The following is an 18,900-nucleotide window of genomic DNA, read 5'->3' as shown; positions in this document are numbered from 1 at the left end:
ATAAATTTTAAAGAAATGATTATTTTTTCTGTGATTTTTTGATGAAAAAAGAATGTTTTTTAACTGAAATATTTTTGAGAAAAGTCAAATGAATATTGAGCGCGATGCTGTATTTTTGCTTAAATTTTAAAGTTAAGAAAACATGAAAAGAAGAATCGTTCTCACTGGAGCTTTTATCGGAATGTTGGCCATTATATTAGGTGCTTTTGGAGCGCATTTATTAAAAAAATATTTAACGGTTGACGAACTGAATACATTTGAGGTCGGTGTGCGTTATCAAATGTACCATGCTCTTTTTCTTCTTTTCCTTTCTACGAGAAAAGAAATTGCCGAAAAAACCTTAAAAACAATCTATAATCTGGTTCTGGCTGGTGTGGTTCTTTTTAGCGGTTCTATTTATTTATTAGCTACTAAAAGTCTCACATTATTCGACTTTAAAATTATAGTATTCGCAACACCTTTGGGTGGATTCTTATTAATTATAGGCTGGGCGGTATTATTTCTTACTATTTTGAGGAAAAAATCATAAAATCCCGAAAAAAAAATTCTGTATAAAAATTAATCTTTAATTTTGTCTCATAATTAACATATAAGGTTGCTTATGTGAATTTTTATTGCTTTTTATCTCCTTTGATAAAAAATATAACAATTTGCAAACTTGAGGTTTATGCCTTAAATAAAGTAAAATTATATTTTGTTGCACCGAAAAAATAACACAACAACATTAAAATTTATGGACAATAATATCCTATTCGCGCAATCGATTTCGTTAAAAGACTTAGGGATTGAAAATGCGACAGTTCGCTACCAGTTATCACCAGAAGAATTACATGCGATTACTGTGCAGTCAGGACAAGGTGTTGAGGCCTCTACAGGTGCTTTGGCGATTAATACAGGTGAATTTACAGGACGATCTCCACAAGATCGTTATATTGTAAAAGATAAAATTACAGAAGATAAAGTTTGGTGGGGAAATGTAAATATTCCTTTTGCTCCAGAAGCTTTTGAAAAACTATATAATAAGGTAACAGCATTTTTATCAGACAAAGAGGTTTTTGTTCGTGATTCTTATGTGTGTTCTGATAAAAACTACAGATTAAATGTTCGCGTTGTAACAGAGACTGCATGGTCAAACTTATTCTGCTACAATATGTTCCTAAGACCAGAGGATTCTGAATTAGCGAATTTTACTCCAGAATGGACCGTAGTTTGTGCTCCAAGTTTTATGGCAGATCCAGCTCTAGACGGAACACGCCAGTCTAATTTTGCTATTTTGGATTTTACTAAAAAAATAGCTCTTATTGGCGGAACTGGATATACAGGAGAAATGAAAAAAGGAATTTTCTCTGCTTTGAACTTCATTTTACCAGTTTTCGAAAATACATTACCAATGCACTGTAGCGCTAACGTAGGTAAAGAGGGTGATACAGCAATTTTCTTCGGACTTTCAGGAACTGGAAAAACAACTTTATCTGCTGATCCAGAACGTAAATTAATTGGCGATGACGAACACGGTTGGACAAGCGAGAACACAGTTTTCAACTTCGAAGGCGGTTGCTACGCTAAAGTAATCAACTTATCTGAAGAGAATGAACCAGATATTTTTAGAGCCATTAAAAAAGGTGCGCTTTTAGAAAATGTGGTTTTTAAAGCAGGAACAAATGAAGTTGATTATGATGATGTTTCAATCACACAAAATACACGTGTAAGTTACCCAATAACACATATTGATAATATTCAGCCGGGTTCTATTGGTCATAATCCAAAAAATATATTTTTCTTAACAGCGGATTCATTCGGAATTCTGCCTCCAATTTCAAGATTAACTCCAGGTCAGGCGGCTTACCACTTTATTTCTGGATATACTGCAAAAGTTGCTGGAACAGAAGCAGGAGTTACAGAACCACAGCCAAACTTCTCAGCTTGTTTTGGAGCGCCATTTATGCCTTTGCATCCAACTAAATATGCCGAAATGTTAAGCAAAAAAATGAAAGATGCAGGAGTAAAAGTGTGGTTAATCAACACTGGATGGACAGGCGGAGCTTATGGAACTGGAAGCCGTATGAAACTAAAATACACTCGTGCTATGATTACGGCAGCATTAAACGGAGAATTGGATAATGTTGAGTACGTAAACCACAAAGTATTTGGAATTGCAAAACCACAATCTTGTCCAAACGTTCCAAGTGAAATTCTAAATCCTAGAAATACTTGGGAAGACAAAGATTTATACGATAAAAAAGCGTTAGAATTAGCTCATAAATTCAAAGCTAATTTTGCGAAATTTGAAGAGTTTGCCAATGCTGAAATTTTAGCTGGCGCACCAATTACAGAATAAAGGATTTTATTAATTCAAATAAAAAAAGCTGTTCAGAAATGAACAGCTTTTTTTATTTTTTGTTTTTCTTTTGAAATTCATTAATTATTTTTTTTAGTTCATCCAGTACTATACTAGAAGAAATTTCGATACTAAAATTTTCCTCTTCTTCTTCTGATTTTTTTTCTGGAGTAAAAAAATCTAAGGACTTGTTGAAATACTTACATATCTCAATCATGAGATAAATGTCAATTTTTTTTGCCCTTCCATTCTCAATTTTTGACAACTCACTTTGTGATATTCCTAATTGATCAGCTAATAAGCTTTGAGATAAATTATTCTCTTCTCTTAATTTTTTGATTTTAAATCCTACAGGCATAATAACAGGTTTATTGGTAAATAATTAGTTTAAATCAGAATAAATTATATTCTATATCTATATAGTAAGAAAAAATCTATAAAAATATCTTTGTAAAATACAAAAAATTAGTATTAATATTACAAATTTAATTTATGAAAAAATTATTATTTACAGTTTTTGCTGTTAGTTCTATCAGTTTTACAGCATCTGCAAATCAATTAGAGAGTACAAAACTTGAAGCTAAAATTATTGTGTTTGCAGACTGCAAGCAAGATCAGGCTGATGCAGAGGCACTTTGTCTTGAAATGGGATGTAGTCCATATGAAGCCTATTTTTATGGTGCTGGAGTATGGGGTAGATGTATGGGAGCATAATTCAATTCAAATAAACAAATGGGTCTTCGTTACAAAAGACCCATTTAAAATACTGTAAATTATGATAAATAGAATAATTATCATCTTGATTTTTTTTATAACGTTTAATTCTTTTGCCCAAATTCAAAATGGTAGAATTAAATATGGAGTAACAATTGAAATGATAGAAGGATTTAAAGGATCTGTATTAGAGAGGTTATATACAGAATCAATGAATAATGCTAAATACTTAAGTTTTACATTGGATTTTGATAAAGAGAGAGCAGTTTTTTCCTATAATGATGATTTAGCAGTTGGAAATACAGACGTTGGATTATCTAAAGTTAGTGCTGGTTATATGAATGAGGTATATCAAAATAAAGAGTTTTCTCTTTGCCCTGTTAATGGTTTTGGCAAGTATCTTTTAAAAACTGATGCCATAAAAGATTGGGTACTAGAAAATGAAACAAAAGAAATTGAAGGATTTCAATGTTATAAAGCAACTTCTAGTAAAAAAGTGATACATACTGAAAAAACTTTCATTTTTCCTATAATTGCTTGGTATTGTCCAAAGATTCCTGTTTCGTTTGGACCTAATGGATATGGCAATCTGCCTGGTCTGATATTAGAATTACAAGTACGAAACGTTGTTTACGGAGTCAAAAAAATTGATTTGAATTTATCAAAGCCACCGATTTTGGGGAAGCCACAGGACTATTCTATAATTAATCAAGAAGAATTTGACGAAATAATAATGAAACAAATGAAAAATAGAAATTCTGTAAATGAGTTTAAAAAACCTGATGATAAGTTTTAGGTTTTGGTTTTTAAAGTTGCCCTTTTCTTTTTACTTCTATAATTTGTTTTCTATTAAGAAACCAATTATTTAAAATATTTAACATGATAGATAAATTAATTAATATAGTTTTTATAAGTTCTTTTATTTCTTTTGGACAAGTACAAAATGGCAAAGTTGAATATGGAGTTAGTATCGAAATGATAGATGGCTTTATAGGAACTAGAGCAGAAAAGTCATATGGTGAATCTATTAGCAATGCGAAGTACTTGTCTTTTTCATTAAATTTTGATAAAGAAAGAGCGATTTTTTCTTTCAATGAAGGTTTAGCAATTGACAATTCTGACCTTTTTATGTCTAAAGTGGCTGCTGGTTATATGAATGAGGTGTATCAATATAAAGATTTTTCGCTTTGCGCTGTTTTCGGTTTTGGTAATTATGTGCTAAAAACAGACGCGATAAAAGATTGGGTACTAGAAAATGAAACTAAAGAAATTGAAGGTTTTCTATGTTATAAAGCAACTTCAACTAAAAAAGTAAATAATGGCAAAGGAAGTTTTGTCTTTCCAATTATTGCTTGGTATTGTCCCAAAATTCCTGTTTCATTTGGACCTAATGGATATGGCAATCTGCCTGGTCTGATATTAGAATTACAAGTACGAAACGTTGTTTACGGAGTCAAAAAAATTGATTTGAATTTATCAAAGCCACCGATTTTAGGGAAGCCACAGGACTATCCTATAATTAATCAAGAAGAATTTGACGAAATAATAATGAAACAAATGAAAAACAGGAATTCTATTAATGGTTTTAAAAAACCTGATGATAAGTTTTAGGGTTTGGTTTTTAAAATAATAATTAACACCTCCAAAAGAGGTAATGCTAATGATTAAAGTTGCCCTTTTCTTTTTACTTCCTATAATTTGTTTTTCTCAAGTAAAAACTTTAAGAGGGACAATATCTTCTGAAACAGATGTTTTTTTAGAATCAGCTAATGTGATTGCTAGACCTTTGCAGGATAAAGCAGGTGTAAGGTTTGCCATAACCGACAATAAGGGACGATATCTTTTAGAGCTCGATAAAAATATAGATTACGAAATTGTTGCTTCCTATATTGGTTTTAAAGATGAATTGTTAGTGCTTAAATCTAATTCAGACATGACAACATATAATTTTAAGTTACAGTCAAGTGGTGAAAAATTAAAGGAGATTGTCATAAAGCATGAATATAAAGCCATTGAAATAAAGAAAGACACTATTACTTTTAATGTTAAAAGTTTTGCGAATGGTAATGAACGCAAAATGAAAGAAATATTAGAGAAACTTCCTGGAGTTGAAGTTGATAAAAATGGAACTGTAACAGTTCAGGGAAAAAAAGTCACCCAAATGCTTGTAGAAGGAAAAGCTTTTTTTGGGGGAGGCTCTAAGTTGGCGGTTGAAAATATTCCGGCTGATGCTCTTGAAAAAATTGAAGTCATTGATAATTTTAATGAGGTCGGTTTTATGAAAAAAGTTTCTGACAGTGAAGATTTAGCTATGAATGTAAAGCTGAAGGAAGAAAAAAAGAAGTTTGTTTTTGGGGATCTTGAAGGAGGCTTAGGTGTTGGAGTTGATAAATCAAACTTGTTACATTCAGGATTATTTTACTATGCTCCTAAATTGAATATAAGTTTTATTGGAGACGTAAATAATATTGGAAAAAGTACTTTCACCTATAGTGATTTACGAAGATTTACAGGTGGAACAAGTAATTATATAATAAAAAAGAAAACTTCGAATGATTTGCTGTATGAACTTACCAAAGATAATGTTGATGTTGTTGAAAATAAATCACAATTTGAAGCTTTAAATATTAGTTATAATTTTTCTGCTAAATTTAATGTTTCAGTATATTCAATTTTTTCAAAGGTTTTAACAGAAACTAAAAACATTATTCAAAATGAATATTTAGAGAATAATGATCAGACTTTTGAAAATAAAATAGAAATTAATAACGACAGAAATACTTTAAATATTACCAATTTAAAATTGGATTACATGCCAGATAAGAACCAAAAATGGCTTTATAATGGGCAGTTCCAATTGGGAGTAAATAATTTAAATGGTGTTTTAAACTCGTCAACAATTACAAATTCAAATGTTTTCAAGACAATTAGTAATACAGATAATAAATCTTTTAAACAATATTTGGAATGGCATAAAAATTATAGTATGTCACACATTCAAACGTTTGCTATTCATCAATTTTACGAAGACATTAAGCCTCAAAATCAATGGTTAACTGATAAGCCTTTCTTAATGGGGGTGCTTCCATTGGAGAAAGATATGATGTATAATATTGAGCAATTAAAACAACTAAAAAGAAATACTATTGATGCTGTTTTTAAACATTATTGGATAATCAACAATCATAATCATCTGTATCTAAATATTGGAAATACATTTGAAACTTCAAATTTTGAAACTTCAGAGAAACAACTTTTAAGCGATAATACCATTAATGATTTTATTAATGCAGGTTTTGGAAATAAAACAAGATATCAATTTGCAGATGTTTATGGTGGTTTAGAGTGTAAATTTAAAATACGAAAATGGGCAAATAAAGTAGGATTATATTATCATTGGTACAATTCAAAAACAGAACAATTAAGTGGAAATTATAATTTTTCACGTAAAATAGTACTACCGCAATGGAATAGTGAATTTGAATTTAATCAATCAGAAAAAATAACATTTAATTACAAACTTGAAACAAACTTTTCAGAAGTGCCATCTCTTTCGGATGGTTTTACTCTCCAAAAATATAATTTAGTATATAAAGGAAATGCGTCGCTTGAAAATGGAAAATTTCATTCGTTTAATGTGTTTTATAATAAAATGAACCTCTATAAAGGACTTTGGTTAAATGTTTTTTCAAATTATACTAAGCGAACATCGATTATAAGAAACGAAGTAATTGTTAATGGGATTAATCAGTATAATTCGCCATTTTTAGGGAACGATCCAGAAACATCAATACTTTTAAATGGCAGCGTAGCAAAGAAAATATATCGATTTGAACTCAAACTAAATGCCAATTTAAATTGGCTAAGTTATTATCAAAAGCTAAATAATGTAGTAACGTTAAATGAGAGAAACGCTCAAAATCTGGGGTTGACTTTTAGGACAGTTTATAAAGAATGGCCAAATTTTAATTTAAGATACGAAAAAGGATTTAGTCATTTTAGTGGATTGACAATTTCAAATTATAAATCGGACGCTATAAATGGAAATTTTGACATTACATTTTTTAAATTTTGGAGCTATAAATTAGAATATCAAAATCTTAAAAACATCAACTCAAATAATCAGAGTAATTTTTACGAAATAACAAATACATCTTTACGATATCAAAAAAAGAATAGTCCCTTTGGATTTGAATTGATATGTAATAATTTGTTCAACATACAACAAAAAAATAGTTATTCGTTTTCTGATTATGTTATTAGTCAACAGTCAGCCTATATTTTGCCAAGAGTTCTGATGTTTTCTATGGGTTATAAAATATAAAAAGCTGTTCAGAAATGAACAGCTTTTTTGTTTGGTTTCCAATCGCAGCTAAAAAAATAAACACTAACACAGGCACTGCGACTGAAAACGCTAAACTTTATTTTTTGGCTTCGTCAATACGTTTTTGGATTAAATCCCAAGCATAGTAATGAAAAGTCATTCCGTTGCTCATCGCTACGAAAAGTCCGTTTTGGTAAGCTCCTCCTAAGTTAATACTCGTTACATCGGCACCATCACATTCAATTGTAGAAGTTGGAACTTCTGCTAATAAAGGATAACGGTTTGGGTTTCCTTTTGCACCTTCTCTTGGATACACCATAAAAGTATTAGCTTGCTGATTCGATACTAAAATATAACCTGTAGAATCTGTTTTTTTGTAGATTGCGATTCCTTCATGATCTGCTTTGAAATCTTTTTGTCCAAAAAGAGCTAATTTTTTATTATCGTTTAAAGCTGGATCTGCTTTGTATTTTCTAATTCCAAATTGTTCGTCACAATATAAAACTGTTCCTAGCTCGTTATCAACTGCAATAGCTTCGATTTCTTTTTTACCGCTGTACGCTCCGAATTTGCGAACGACTTTTGCTGTCGCGAATTTTCCTTTTCCAGAAAGCTCATACTGCCATAAATAACTTCCAGAAGGTCCAGTTTTTCTTCCTACGATGGCGAAAATCTTTCCATCGCTTGGGCGTGTGTATAACGCAACTCCCATTGGGTCGCGCTGTGCTTCTCCTTCAAAAACAGGAATTCCGCCATTGTCGATTGGTTGTAAATCAGGTAAACTGAAGATTCTGATTTTATTTTCTTCACGCTCAGTTGTAACGGCAACGTCTACTTTTTTTCCGTCAATAATTAATCCGTAAGCGATATCAACATTGTTTGGACGTTTTAAAGGAATTGATTTTTTAAGGATTTTTCCATTCAAATCAAAAGCATATAAACCACCGTCTGTGTCTTTATCGGTTCCAACAATAATACTTTTTGAAGCATCGGCATGATTAATCCAGATAGAAGGGTCATCGGTATCATGCGGTAAGGCTTCGGTAACTGTTGTTGGTTTTACAGCATTTGGCTGCACTGGTGCTAATTTATCATCTTTACAAGCTGTAAATGAAACGGCTAGAAGTAAAAGAGCAATTAAAGATTTATTTTTCATTTGTGTTTATCTATTTTAATGCAATTAGACAGAGCGCTAAACTCTGTCTAATTTAAGAATTTTAAAAAAGTCCAGATTACAAGTCTAATTTCAATCCGAAATTGTAACGTGGCTGGTAATATTCAGCTTGTTTTGTATGGGCAGCAACTCCTTGGTAGTAACGTAACGGCTGGTTGGTTAAGTTATTAGCTTCTGCAAAAAAGCGAAGTTTTGGAGTGATTTTATAAGAAGCATTTGCATCCAAGAAAAACTGCTTGTCATAGTAACTATCTTTATAAGACTCTGAACCTAATTCATCTAAATAATCTGATGTAAAGTTTGTCGAGATTCTTGCAGAGAAACGTTTGTTTTCCCAAGATAAAGATCCGTTAAACATGTGTGGAGTTGTTCCAGGAAGACTGATGTCGTTTCTTTCGTTTCCATCTTCATCTGCAATTCCGCTTGCTTTAGATTTCGTATAAGTATAGTTCAAATAGATACCAAAACCTTTTAAGAATTTCCCCGGAAGGAAATCTAACTTACGCTGGAAAGCAACTTCAAATCCGTAAACATCAACGTTATCTCCATTTCTTGATTGTAAGAAAGACCAGTTTTCTCCCGCTGGAATTGGGTTTGATTGATTTGGAAAATCAGCAGCAAATTTCGCATCTGTATATTGATTGTCGCTGTAATTGTAAATGAAATCATTTAACCTTTTGTAGAAAACTCCTCCAGAAATTAAACCAACAGATTTAAAATAGTTCTCTGCCATGAAATCATAGTTGTATGAATACGTTGCTTTAAGACCTGGATTTCCAGCTGTAATTTCTTTATCGGCAGCAATGTTGTTTACATAAGGCGCCAATGCATAATAATTAGGTCTTGCCAGCGCTGTAGTTGCAGCAGCTCTTAAAACTAAATCTTTTGTTGCGTTGTATTGGAATGAAATGCTTGGTAATAAATTCGTATAAGAGTTTGTATTATTGATTTTATTTTCTAGTTCTTCTTCATCTAATACACGGTTTCCTGTGTAATCAATGTGTGTGTTTTCCATGCGGAAACCTAAAACCATCGAAAGTTTATCGTTGAAATCTTGATCCCATCGTACATAAGCAGCATAAATACGCTCTTTTGCATTGTAGTTTACTGCTAAATATTCTGCTGGATCTGCTTCTTTATCAAATAAAGCTGGGTTGTTTAAATCTAAACTTCCTAAATACGAAGCAGAAGCAAAAGTTCCCGGTACATATTTACTTCCTGGATTGAATCCTTGTCCGTCAAAATAAGAAGTTGGAACTTCAGATAATAAATCCATTCCGCCATTTATTGGCTCATAAGCATAAAACATATTGTTTCTTTCTTTTTCTTTCAAACGAAGTCTAAGACCTGTTCTCAATCTTCCTTTTTCTCCGGCAATTACAGAGAATGGGAAACGAATATTTACTTTTGCCCCAAATTCACTCTCGCTTGTATCGTCTGTATTTTCAGTAACTGAATCAAATTTGAATTGGTCAAGCGCTTCTCCCGATGTTGTAACCAAAGGAAATCTTTGATCGGTTAAGTTTTGAAATACATCAAGCCCTTTTTGACGATATTCGATATAACGCTCTCCCGGACGATATTCTCTAGCTTTTGCATAGTTAGCAGACCAATCTAAATCTAATGTAGAGTTGATTAAGTGCTCTCCACGAAGTGAATAGTTTTGAACTCTCTGGTCTTCTAATCTTCTGTTTTTGTTTCTGCTGTTATCTATACCGCCTTTTGTCTGACGTTTTACACGACCTTCAAAACCTGTGATTTCTTCACCATTGTAAATAGGCTCAATATCATCAATTGTCGTTCTGAAACGGTTTTCTCTATCATCTCTCCAGTTGTAAATTGCATTCGCAAAAATCGTATTGTTTTCGTTGAATTTATAATCTAAAGCAACAGATGCACTACGACGAATACGCTGTACATCGTATTTTCTGATTTCAGATGCTTGTAGATATTCATTTCCAAAATCATCTTTTACCCATTCGTTTTCAATGTTATCAGAACCATAATCTACATTATTGTACGATCCGCTAAAAACTACTCCTAATTTATCATTAGCAAAACGGTTACCATAAACGAATCCTGCGGTGTAAGAAGCATGCTCACGAATTGGTAAATATCCTCCCGCAAGCGTTGCCGAAATTCTTTCTCCGTTTGGAGTTGCTCTAGTAATTAAGTTTACAGAACCTCCAATTGCATCGGCATCCATGTCTGATGTAAGGGTTTTGTTCACTTCGATTGTAGAAATCATATCAGAAGGAATTAAGTCCATCTGCACGTTTCTATTATCGCCTTCAGCAGATGGAATACGGTCGCCATTTAAAGTGACAGAGTTTAAAGATGGCGCCAAACCTCTAATAATAATATTACGAGCTTCGCCTTGGTCATTCTGCATAGTGATACCCGGAACACGTTTTAAAGCGTCTCCCACGTTAGCATCTGGAAAACGACCCATTTGATCAGAAGAAATTACGTTTCCGATGTTTTTGTTGTTTTTCTGCTGGTTCAGTGCTTTTGCCTGACCTTTTAAGATGTCTCCAACTACAACTTCTTTCAATTCATTTTCAGAAGCTTTAAGAGAAAAATCAATTACGTTGTTTTTTCCTTGTTCGACTTTAATTTGTTGAGATAAAGTGCTGTATCCAATATATTTAACTTCAACAGTATATGTTCCTTCGTTAATATTTAATAATTCAAAACGACCGTTGTAGTCAGAAACGGTATATTTTTTTTCACCTACAATTTGAACCATAGCTCCAGGCAGAGGCAGCTTGTCATCAGCATCTAATACCTTTCCTGATATTATCGCTTTCTGAGCAAAACCTGTTAAGGTCAATAATAAAAATGCTGTTAATAAAAAGAATTTTTTCATCGTTGTGTTTAGTTTTTATTTGATTTGGTGCGAAACTAAGACCCCTGTATTACTAAACCCTTGAAAAAAAATTAACATAGTGTTATGATTGGTTTGCAGTATTTGAAATTTATTAATGTTTAAATAACACTTCAGCAGACAAATAATTGATTCACAATTAAAAAGAAAAAAATAAATTGGCCATAATTAAAAATTTGGCGTTAAATTTGCCGTATCAATCACAATCAAAAATCATCAATCATGTTGAAACAATTTTTTATCCTATGTTCAGGAGTCGACCGCGACATTCTGAAAGACTGTTCAGAAGGTGAACAGACTAAATACGTTGGTATTGGCGCTACCGTATTTTTTACAGCTGTTATGGCGTTCTTAGCCATTGCGTATGCGCTTTTTACGGTTTTCGATTCTATTTATCCCGCTTTGATTTTCGGATTTGTATGGAGTTTGCTGATCTTTAATCTAGACCGATTTATTGTTTCTACCATTAAGAAAAGAGATCGTTTTATGGATGAATTCCTGCAGGCGACTCCGCGAATTGCTTTGGCGATTATTATTGCAATCGTAATATCAAAACCTTTGGAGATTAAAATCTTTGAAAAAGAAATCAATACTGTTTTATTAAAAGAGAAAAATGAAATGGAATTGGCCAATAAAAAGCAAATTGGAACGTATTTCAAAACAGATTTAGATAAAAATAAAGCCGAGATTGCAGCGCTTAAAGCCGATATTGTAAAGAAAGAGAAAGAAGTAAACGCTTTGTATTCTACTTATATTACCGAAGCCGAAGGAACTGCTGGAACTAAGAAATTAGGAAAAGGCCCGGTTTATAAAGAAAAACGCGAAAAACACGATGCAGCGCTTAAAGAATATGAAACTTTAAAAACGACAAACGAAGCTAAAATCGCCGAAAAAGAAAAAGCTGGAAAACAACTCCAAGCTGATTTAGACAAAAAAGTTTCGCAGACACAACCCATTATTGAAGGTTTCGACGGATTAATGGCGCGTATTAACGCTTTGAATAAATTGCCTTGGCTGCCATCATTTTTTATTATGCTGTTGTTTTTAGCAATCGAAACATCTCCAATTATTGCCAAATTATTAGCACCAAAAGGAGAATTCGATTTCAAACAAGAAGAAGCCGAAACAGCTATGAAAGCCACTTTGGCTCAAAACAAATACCAACGTGATTTATTGGTGAAAACAAGTGCAGAAATGCACGACAGAGTGTATGCTGATATTTCAGAAGACAAAGGATTATTTGACCTGCAGCGTAAAAATGCAAAAGAATTACTGGAATTACAATCGCATAAATTTGTAGATAAGCAGAAAGCTACGCTTTAGTCTAAAGTTGGAAAGTCTAAAGTCATAAAGTCAAAACAGAAAAATAAAAAGTCCGAAATAGAATTCTATTTCGGACTTTTTATTTTAGACAAAGTCAAAAACTTTAAGACTTTCGACTTACATGTAGCTCAAGATCTCTTTTTTGTAAGCATCATATTCTCCTTGCATGATTAAACCATTATCAAGAAGTTTTTTGTAGTTCTGTAATTTATCGAAAAGCTCTTCTTTAGTTAAATCGCTTAATTTGCGTTCTCCAGCTGGTTGAGTCGGAAGCGGTTCGTAAGTTTCGGTAACAACAGGAGCTGCAGGTAAAATTTCAGCAAACTGGTTACTTCTTCTGTTTCTACTTCTTCGATTTCGTCTTCAATTTCTGGTTCAGCTTCTTCAACAATTTCTTGTATTGGTGCTGCTGTTGAAGCAGGATTTTTTAATAAATCCAATTGCTCTTTAGCATACGTATAAATTTTTCTAGCCTGAATTTTCGGAATATAATCAATAGAAACCGCTAAGTCAGTTTTTGTACCAAATGAAAATTCAGAACCTAAAATGTTTTCTTTTACAAAAGTACTCGCAATATCATCCCATGCATAATCTGTAAAATCCATAGAAAGACCTAAATTTTTAGGCTTGCAGATAATGATACGCTTGTTTGTTAATACAATACTATCAGGAAAAACAGTAATTGCAGGTTTTTTTTGTACTGCAATGTATCCAACTTCTTCGCCTCTCATCAATAAATCGTTAAGTTTCGAAGTGATTTTTTCAATCGCTTTTGGGTCTTGTTCTTCGTTCAGAAATTTTTTAAATTGTTCTTTCATTGCTTATAAGTTGCTAAGTTTCATAGCTGCTGAGCTGCTAAGTTTTTTTTACTGACGCTACAAATGTAATGCCTAATTTTCTAATTGCTTCGCCTGTTCGGTAAAAAAATTTTACCGCAGGTCAACAATTTCATTCTGAATTTTCTTTGTCAAACTTTTGAAAACCAATTCATATGAATGGTCGATAAGTTCTTTTACGAATTTATCAGCTAAATTTCCGTTTAAAGCCACCGTATTCCAATGCACTTTACTCATGTGAAAACCGGGTTGTATTTCATCATATTCAGCTCTAAGTTCTTGTGCGCGGTCTGGATCACATTTTAAATTCACCGATTGTTCATTTTTTTCCCATTGAGAAAGAGAAGACAAAGCAAACATTTTTCCGCCTACTTTAAAAACCAAAGTATCTTCATCAAAAGGAAAATGTTCACTCACTCCTTTTTTAGAAAGACAATATTCGTAAAACGTTTCTAAATTCATAATTGTTTGTTTTAATGTAATTCATTAAATACGAAGCTTTCTTCGGCTAAATTATGATCTTTCCTAAATTTATTTTCCCATTCAGAAAAATCTTCAGGTTCATCACTATTAATCCCTTTTTTCCAATATAAATTACCATAGGCAATCATCATTGCCCAGTGATATTCAGTTTCATGACTATAAAAAGTTAGATCATGATAATTTTTTAAGTCTAAATTTTTTATAAGAGAAGAAGAAAGTACCATATTTCTTGATTCCTCATATGTTTTGTTAGCATATTTCTCAATAATTGCCTCTATTATTCTAATCCAAGACTTTAGATTAAAAATAATTGACTCGTTATTATTATCAGGGTTAATGAATAAAATACTATCTCTTATCTCGTTAATCATTTTTATTTGCCAATTTCACCTAAATGCGTGTATTTAAAACCTTTTTTATATTTCAGACCATAACCAAAAATACGATCCATTGCAGCATGTGAAAATAAAATAATTCCGGCTAACTGCACCATTTCAATATTTAAATAACATCCGACAGCATAAATTAAAAGTGCAATTCCTTTGTGATGAAAGACATTATAAAGAAATGCTCCAGCTTTGTTTCCAAATGCATAACCAATCATCGATAAATCGGGAGCTAAAATTAAAGCCAGAAACCACCACCACTCATAATTTAAACGGTTGAATAAAAAGATGCCGAGAATAAACAAAGCAGCTTCTTCGAGTTTTAAAACTGTTTTCATTTGACTATTTTTTCCATCATCTTTTCAGGATGATTTAGTTTTGTAAATCCGAATTTTTCGTATAAAAAGTGAGCGTCTGTGGTTGCCAATCGCCAGATTTTGACTTCTTGTAATTGAGGATCGTTCATCATCGTTTCGATTAAAATAGATGAAAATCCTTTTCCGCGGTGTTCTTCTATAATAAAAACATCCATTACATAAGCAAAAACCACATAATCAGTTATGACTCGTGCAAAACCGACTTGTTTTGCGTCTAAGTAAATTCCAAAACAAACCGAAGCATCAATTGTACGTTGCACTTCTTCCATTGTTCGTCCCGCCGCCCAATAAATGTCTTTTAAAAAGTTTTGTATAAACGGAACATCGAGTTTTGTTTTATCTGTAGAAACGGTGATCATTTTAATTTAGATTTTAGAGTTCAGATTTTAGATTTTGTAGAAGCAGAATCTAAAATCTAAAATCTGCAATTTTATATAATATTGGTTTACTCGGACTAGCATCATTTTCAAACGAAGCGATTTGAAGATTTAGTATATAATTTCCATCTTCAATTTCGTCAGGAACATAAATCATTTCTGTGATTGTTGCATGTAATCGTGCGTCTTGATTGAGATTTACAGTGTCTTTTACATTCCAAAATGCTTTATGAGCCAATAATTTTCCTTCGTCATGTTCTTTATCAACACTTGGCAAATCAATCAATAAATGCTGAATTTCGCTTTCGCGGATGAAAATTGCGGCCTCTTCAGCCAAATACGGCGGATTTGTATTCGAATATTTTCTTGATTTTTTGTCCAACTCATTTGGAAGTGTTTTAATAATTATTGCCTCTGTCTTGCTGAGCGGAGTCGAAGCATTTGTAACACTAAGCGAAGCCGAAGTGCTTTCCATTGATGTCACATTGAGTGAAGTCGAAATGCATTTCTTCGTAATCACAAAATCATCACCAATTTTTTCAGGTTCAACCGTAATCAATTTTGCAGTAAAGAAAAACTGTTTCAGCGATTGATTGATGCTGTAAAAACCATTCGTAATATGCCCCAAACATTCCGTATGCGTACCATGTCCGTGCGGGTTAAAGAAAATATTATTGAAATTTGTAGATGATTTTCCTTCCGAAACTTTCCCAATCCAATCGCCAAAAACAACAGGTTCAATTGAAGGTTTTTCAATATACCAAGCAATCGGATTTTCATCTGTATTGGTTAAAGGAATCGAGATATCAATGGGTTTTGATAAATCTATTTCAAAGTTATTGATTTTAGCAATCATATTACTTAATTTATTTCATCTAAACTAATACTTCTGGGTTTGCAATATTAGTTGGATTGTTATTGATATAATTAATTACATTTTCAAAAGCTTTTTCGAAATACAACTCATAGCTATTTTCTTCTACGTAACCAATATGCGGTGTACAAACTACATTTGACATTTGTAATAATTCAAAATTTGTATTGTAAACAGGTTCATCTTCATAGACATCTAAACCTGCAAACCCAGGTTTTCCTTCTTTTAGGCTTGCAATTAATGCTCCATGTTCAATTAACTCTGCTCTTGCTGTATTGATTAAAGCAGCAGTTGATTTCATTAATGCTAAATCTGTTTTTTTAACGATTTCAAATGTGCTTTCGTTTAAACGTAAATGTAAAGTAATGACATCGCTTTCTGAGAAAAAAGACTCCTTAGAATCTGCTTTTTGAAAACCATCTGCAACAGCTTTTTCTCTAGAACTTTCACTTCCCCAAACTAAAACATCGGCACCAAAAACAGCAGCATATTTTGCAATTTGCTGGCCAATTTTTCCGTAGCCCCAAATGCCGATTGTTTTTCCTTTAATAGTGGAACCAATATTAACTTGCCATTTTCCTTGTTTCATTCCCTCAATTGCTTGCGGAATTTTACGAACAGTATTCATAATCAATGCCCAAGCCAATTCTGATGGAGCAATTGGAGAACCAATTCCTTCTGCAACAGCAACTTTGTGTTTTGTACAAGCGTCAATATCTAAATGGTTTGATTTTTTGCCTGTCTGACTTATCAGTTTTAGATTTGGCAATTTAGAAAGTAAATCGTCAGTGATTTGCGTTCTTTCTCGAATTAAAACGATAATTTCAGAATCTTTTAAAAGAGCAGCTAATTTTGAATTGTCTTTTCTGTATAATTTAAAACTTGAACACCCTGTCCGTTTAGAATTTTGAAAGATTCAAGTTTTTCAACAGCATTTTGATAATCGTCTAAAATTGTAATTTTCATGAAAGAAACCTTTTATTACAAATCTAAATAAAACAAATCACTTGCAATTCCATCCGTTAAAAATTTTCCTTTTGGAGTTGGTTTTAAGATGTTGTTTTCAATTGAAAGCAGATCATCATTTAAAAACTTTTGAGATTGCTTTTTTAGATAATTCAGATATTCCAAACCAAATTCCTTTTCGATTCTTTCCAAAGAAACGCCCCAAATCGTTCGTAATCCCGTCATTATATATTCATTATAACGATCAGAAATAGTCAAGATTTCCGTTTCAATAGGAAGTTCATTGTTTTGAATTGCTTTTATATAAAGCGAATTATTAGCAATATTCCAGCCTCTTTTTTCACCATCATAACTGTGAGCCGAAGGACCAATTCCGATGTATTTTTTACCCAGCCAGTACGCCGAATTATTTTTAGAAAAATAATTCTCTTTTCCAAAATTCGACAATTCGTAATGAATAAAACCGTTGTTTTGAAGTATTTCAACCAAAATCATAAAATGGTTCGAAGCAACTTCATCTTGGGGTTCAGCAATTTTACCAGTTTGGATTAATTTGCTTAAAGCCGTTTTTGGTTCAACCGTCAAAGCATAACTTGAAATATGCGGAATTCCGTAATTTAGAGCGGTTTGAATATTCTGTCTCCACATTTCGTCGCTCATTCCTGGAATTCCGTAAATCAAGTCCAATGAAATATTATCGAAGTATTTTGTTGCTTCTTCCAGACATTTTTTAGCTTCCGCCGAATTATGAGCGCGGTTCATCATCTTCAAATCCTCTTCATAAAAAGACTGAATTCCAATGCTTAAACGATTTATCGGACTTTTGGATAATTCTAAGATTCGCTCTGCAGACAAATCATCTGGATTGGCTTCCAACGTAATTTCAGGATTTTCAATGACTTTGTAATTTTTATAAACTTCAGAAATCAGAAAGTTAATTTCCTCGTTACTTAAAACCGAAGGTGTTCCGCCGCCAAAATATATTGTTTCGATGATATTGTCATCCTGAGCGGAGTCGAAGGGTTTACGCATACCGATTTCTTTAGCCAAAGCCAAAACCATATCGTATTTCTTTTTCATCGAAGTCGAAAAATGAAAGTCGCAGTAATGACAAGCCTGCTTGCAGAATGGTATGTGAATGTAGATACCCGACATTTTTTAATTAGATAATTTAGTCAATTAGAAAATGTGTCAATTTGATAATTAGATAATTTTTTTCGTTGTCTATAGAATTATCTAATTATCAAATTTTCTCATTGACACATTATTTTTTCACTCGATCTTCGTTTTGTTTCACAAAAGCATCCCAACCCGAATAGCTCTTTCCTGCCACAACTTTTCCTGAATTGAAATGATGGCAAACCGCTGCCGCCAAACCATCTGTTGAATCGAGATTTTTAGGTAATTCTTTTAAACCTAAAAGTTGCTGTAGCATTTTGGCCACTTGTTCTTTGCTGGCATTTCCGTTTCCAGTAATGGCCATTTTAATCTTTTTCGGTTCATATTCTGTAATCGGAATACCTCTTGAAAGTCCCGCTGCCATGGCAACACCTTGCGCACGGCCTAATTTCAGCATCGATTGAACGTTTTTACCAAAGAAAGGCGCTTCAATTGCGATTTCGTCAGGACAATGCGTCTCGATAAGTTCGATCGTTCTTTCAAAAATGATTCTTAGTTTTTGGTAATGATTGTCGTATTTGGAAAGCTGCAATTCGTTCAATTGCAGAAATTCCATTTTTTTATTGATTACTTTAATCAATCCGAAACCCATAATAGTGGTTCCAGGGTCAATACCTAATATGATGCGTTCTTGTGTCAAGAGAGTTTTTGTTTCAAGTTTT

18 protein-coding genes and 1 pseudogene are annotated in these 18,900 nt (G+C 32.6%); 7 read left to right on the top strand and 12 right to left on the bottom strand.

Features of this window, described 5'->3' with window-relative positions; all coding sequences use genetic code 11:
- Window positions 1-142 precede the first annotated feature (142 nt).
- Window positions 143-529: a DUF423 domain-containing protein gene (locus tag J0383_RS09125; RefSeq protein WP_207298093.1), complete on the top strand. Its 387-nt coding sequence runs from the start codon at window positions 143-145 to the stop codon at window positions 527-529.
- A 204-nt stretch (window positions 530-733) separates the two neighbouring features.
- Window positions 734-2,338 carry a phosphoenolpyruvate carboxykinase (ATP) gene (gene pckA / locus J0383_RS09120; protein WP_207298092.1) on the top strand — a complete coding sequence of 535 codons (1,605 nt, stop codon included), beginning with the start codon at window positions 734-736 and terminating at the stop codon, window positions 2,336-2,338.
- Between the two features lie 52 nt (window positions 2,339-2,390).
- Here the strand turns inward: pckA and J0383_RS09115 are convergent, their stop codons facing one another.
- Window positions 2,391-2,696, bottom strand: a complete 306-nt coding sequence (locus tag J0383_RS09115) for a helix-turn-helix domain-containing protein (RefSeq protein ID WP_207298091.1) — start codon at window positions 2,694-2,696, stop codon at window positions 2,391-2,393.
- A 134-nt stretch (window positions 2,697-2,830) separates the two neighbouring features.
- On the opposite strand from J0383_RS09115, the gene J0383_RS09110 reads away from it, so the two are divergent.
- The 4 genes from J0383_RS09110 (at window position 2,831) to J0383_RS09095 (ending at window position 7,376) form a co-directional block, all read left to right on the top strand.
- Window positions 2,831-3,052 (top strand): hypothetical protein, encoded by a 222-nt coding sequence (locus J0383_RS09110; protein WP_207298090.1) that lies wholly within the window; start codon window positions 2,831-2,833, stop codon window positions 3,050-3,052.
- A gap of 61 nt (window positions 3,053-3,113) precedes the next feature.
- On the top strand, window positions 3,114-3,848 hold the full coding sequence (locus J0383_RS09105) for a GLPGLI family protein (protein ID WP_207298089.1): 735 nt from the start codon (window positions 3,114-3,116) through the stop codon (window positions 3,846-3,848).
- An 83-nt stretch (window positions 3,849-3,931) separates the two neighbouring features.
- A complete protein-coding gene (locus tag J0383_RS09100; protein WP_207298088.1) occupies window positions 3,932-4,663 on the top strand; it encodes a GLPGLI family protein in 732 nt (243 codons plus the stop codon).
- Window positions 4,664-4,712: 49 nt separating this feature from the next.
- A complete protein-coding gene (locus tag J0383_RS09095; RefSeq protein ID WP_239023289.1) occupies window positions 4,713-7,376 on the top strand; it encodes a TonB-dependent receptor in 2,664 nt (887 codons plus the stop codon).
- Window positions 7,377-7,473: 97 nt separating this feature from the next.
- Here the strand turns inward: J0383_RS09095 and J0383_RS09090 are convergent, their stop codons facing one another.
- Both J0383_RS09090 and J0383_RS09085 read right to left on the bottom strand, forming a co-directional pair.
- Window positions 7,474-8,532, bottom strand: coding sequence for a phytase (locus J0383_RS09090; RefSeq protein ID WP_207298086.1), 1,059 nt, complete (start codon window positions 8,530-8,532; stop codon window positions 7,474-7,476).
- Window positions 8,533-8,608: 76 nt separating this feature from the next.
- The gene (locus tag J0383_RS09085; protein ID WP_207298085.1) at window positions 8,609-11,419 is read right to left on the bottom strand and encodes a TonB-dependent receptor; all 2,811 of its coding nucleotides are present in this window, start codon (window positions 11,417-11,419) and stop codon (window positions 8,609-8,611) included.
- Between the two features lie 240 nt (window positions 11,420-11,659).
- Between J0383_RS09085 and J0383_RS09080 the strand changes: the two genes are divergently transcribed.
- Window positions 11,660-12,760 carry a DUF4407 domain-containing protein gene (locus tag J0383_RS09080; RefSeq protein ID WP_207298084.1) on the top strand — a complete coding sequence of 367 codons (1,101 nt, stop codon included), beginning with the start codon at window positions 11,660-11,662 and terminating at the stop codon, window positions 12,758-12,760.
- Between the two features lie 117 nt (window positions 12,761-12,877).
- Here J0383_RS09080 and J0383_RS09075 read toward each other — a convergent pair.
- The 9 genes and pseudogenes from J0383_RS09075 to ruvC form a co-directional block, all read right to left on the bottom strand.
- Window positions 12,878-13,578 (bottom strand): annotated as a pseudogene (locus tag J0383_RS09075) (PH domain-containing protein).
- 111 nt (window positions 13,579-13,689) lie between these two features.
- Window positions 13,690-14,058, bottom strand: coding sequence for an MmcQ/YjbR family DNA-binding protein (locus tag J0383_RS09070; RefSeq protein WP_207298083.1), 369 nt, complete (start codon window positions 14,056-14,058; stop codon window positions 13,690-13,692).
- Between the two features lie 11 nt (window positions 14,059-14,069).
- Complete coding sequence (locus tag J0383_RS09065; RefSeq protein ID WP_207298082.1) at window positions 14,070-14,450, bottom strand: hypothetical protein; 381 nt, start codon at window positions 14,448-14,450, stop codon at window positions 14,070-14,072.
- Window positions 14,451-14,452: 2 nt separating this feature from the next.
- Window positions 14,453-14,803, bottom strand: a complete 351-nt coding sequence (locus J0383_RS09060) for a DUF4260 domain-containing protein (RefSeq protein WP_207298081.1) — start codon at window positions 14,801-14,803, stop codon at window positions 14,453-14,455.
- Entirely contained in the window at window positions 14,800-15,201 is a 402-nt protein-coding gene (locus J0383_RS09055; protein ID WP_207298080.1) for a GNAT family N-acetyltransferase, read from the bottom strand. Before J0383_RS09055 ends, J0383_RS09060 begins: the two co-directional genes overlap by 4 nt.
- A 49-nt stretch (window positions 15,202-15,250) precedes the next feature.
- Window positions 15,251-16,075: a cyclase family protein gene (locus J0383_RS09050; protein WP_207298079.1), complete on the bottom strand. Its 825-nt coding sequence runs from the start codon at window positions 16,073-16,075 to the stop codon at window positions 15,251-15,253.
- A gap of 19 nt (window positions 16,076-16,094) precedes the next feature.
- On the bottom strand, window positions 16,095-16,904 hold the full coding sequence (locus J0383_RS09045; RefSeq protein ID WP_239023349.1) for a D-2-hydroxyacid dehydrogenase family protein: 810 nt from the start codon (window positions 16,902-16,904) through the stop codon (window positions 16,095-16,097).
- A 170-nt stretch (window positions 16,905-17,074) separates the two neighbouring features.
- Window positions 17,075-18,214 (bottom strand): radical SAM family heme chaperone HemW, encoded by a 1,140-nt coding sequence (hemW, locus tag J0383_RS09040; RefSeq protein WP_207298078.1) that lies wholly within the window; start codon window positions 18,212-18,214, stop codon window positions 17,075-17,077.
- Between the two features lie 109 nt (window positions 18,215-18,323).
- Complete coding sequence (gene ruvC / locus J0383_RS09035) at window positions 18,324-18,878, bottom strand: crossover junction endodeoxyribonuclease RuvC (RefSeq protein WP_111288456.1); 555 nt, start codon at window positions 18,876-18,878, stop codon at window positions 18,324-18,326.
- Window positions 18,879-18,900: the final 22 nt, after the last annotated feature.

Origin of the sequence: Flavobacterium endoglycinae, assembly GCF_017352115.1 — a bacterium.
GTDB classification, from domain to species: domain Bacteria; phylum Bacteroidota; class Bacteroidia; order Flavobacteriales; family Flavobacteriaceae; genus Flavobacterium; species Flavobacterium endoglycinae.
Note: the sequence above shows the minus strand (reverse complement) of the source record. Positions and strands in the feature narration are given on the sequence as shown.

Coding starts and splice junctions, on each gene's coding strand:
- J0383_RS09125 (WP_207298093.1), top strand. CDS start 143: ATGAAAAGAAGAATCGTTCTCACTGGAGCTTTTATCGGAATGTTGGCC.
- pckA (WP_207298092.1), top strand. CDS start 734: ATGGACAATAATATCCTATTCGCGCAATCGATTTCGTTAAAAGACTTA.
- J0383_RS09115 (WP_207298091.1), bottom strand. CDS start 2,696: ATGCCTGTAGGATTTAAAATCAAAAAATTAAGAGAAGAGAATAATTTA.
- J0383_RS09110 (WP_207298090.1), top strand. CDS start 2,831: ATGAAAAAATTATTATTTACAGTTTTTGCTGTTAGTTCTATCAGTTTT.
- J0383_RS09105 (WP_207298089.1), top strand. CDS start 3,114: ATGATAAATAGAATAATTATCATCTTGATTTTTTTTATAACGTTTAAT.
- J0383_RS09100 (WP_207298088.1), top strand. CDS start 3,932: ATGATAGATAAATTAATTAATATAGTTTTTATAAGTTCTTTTATTTCT.
- J0383_RS09095 (WP_239023289.1), top strand. CDS start 4,713: ATGATTAAAGTTGCCCTTTTCTTTTTACTTCCTATAATTTGTTTTTCT.
- J0383_RS09090 (WP_207298086.1), bottom strand. CDS start 8,532: ATGAAAAATAAATCTTTAATTGCTCTTTTACTTCTAGCCGTTTCATTT.
- J0383_RS09085 (WP_207298085.1), bottom strand. CDS start 11,419: ATGAAAAAATTCTTTTTATTAACAGCATTTTTATTATTGACCTTAACA.
- J0383_RS09080 (WP_207298084.1), top strand. CDS start 11,660: ATGTTGAAACAATTTTTTATCCTATGTTCAGGAGTCGACCGCGACATT.
- J0383_RS09070 (WP_207298083.1), bottom strand. CDS start 14,058: ATGAATTTAGAAACGTTTTACGAATATTGTCTTTCTAAAAAAGGAGTG.
- J0383_RS09065 (WP_207298082.1), bottom strand. CDS start 14,450: ATGATTAACGAGATAAGAGATAGTATTTTATTCATTAACCCTGATAAT.
- J0383_RS09060 (WP_207298081.1), bottom strand. CDS start 14,803: ATGAAAACAGTTTTAAAACTCGAAGAAGCTGCTTTGTTTATTCTCGGC.
- J0383_RS09055 (WP_207298080.1), bottom strand. CDS start 15,201: ATGATCACCGTTTCTACAGATAAAACAAAACTCGATGTTCCGTTTATA.
- J0383_RS09050 (WP_207298079.1), bottom strand. CDS start 16,075: ATGATTGCTAAAATCAATAACTTTGAAATAGATTTATCAAAACCCATT.
- hemW (WP_207298078.1), bottom strand. CDS start 18,214: ATGTCGGGTATCTACATTCACATACCATTCTGCAAGCAGGCTTGTCAT.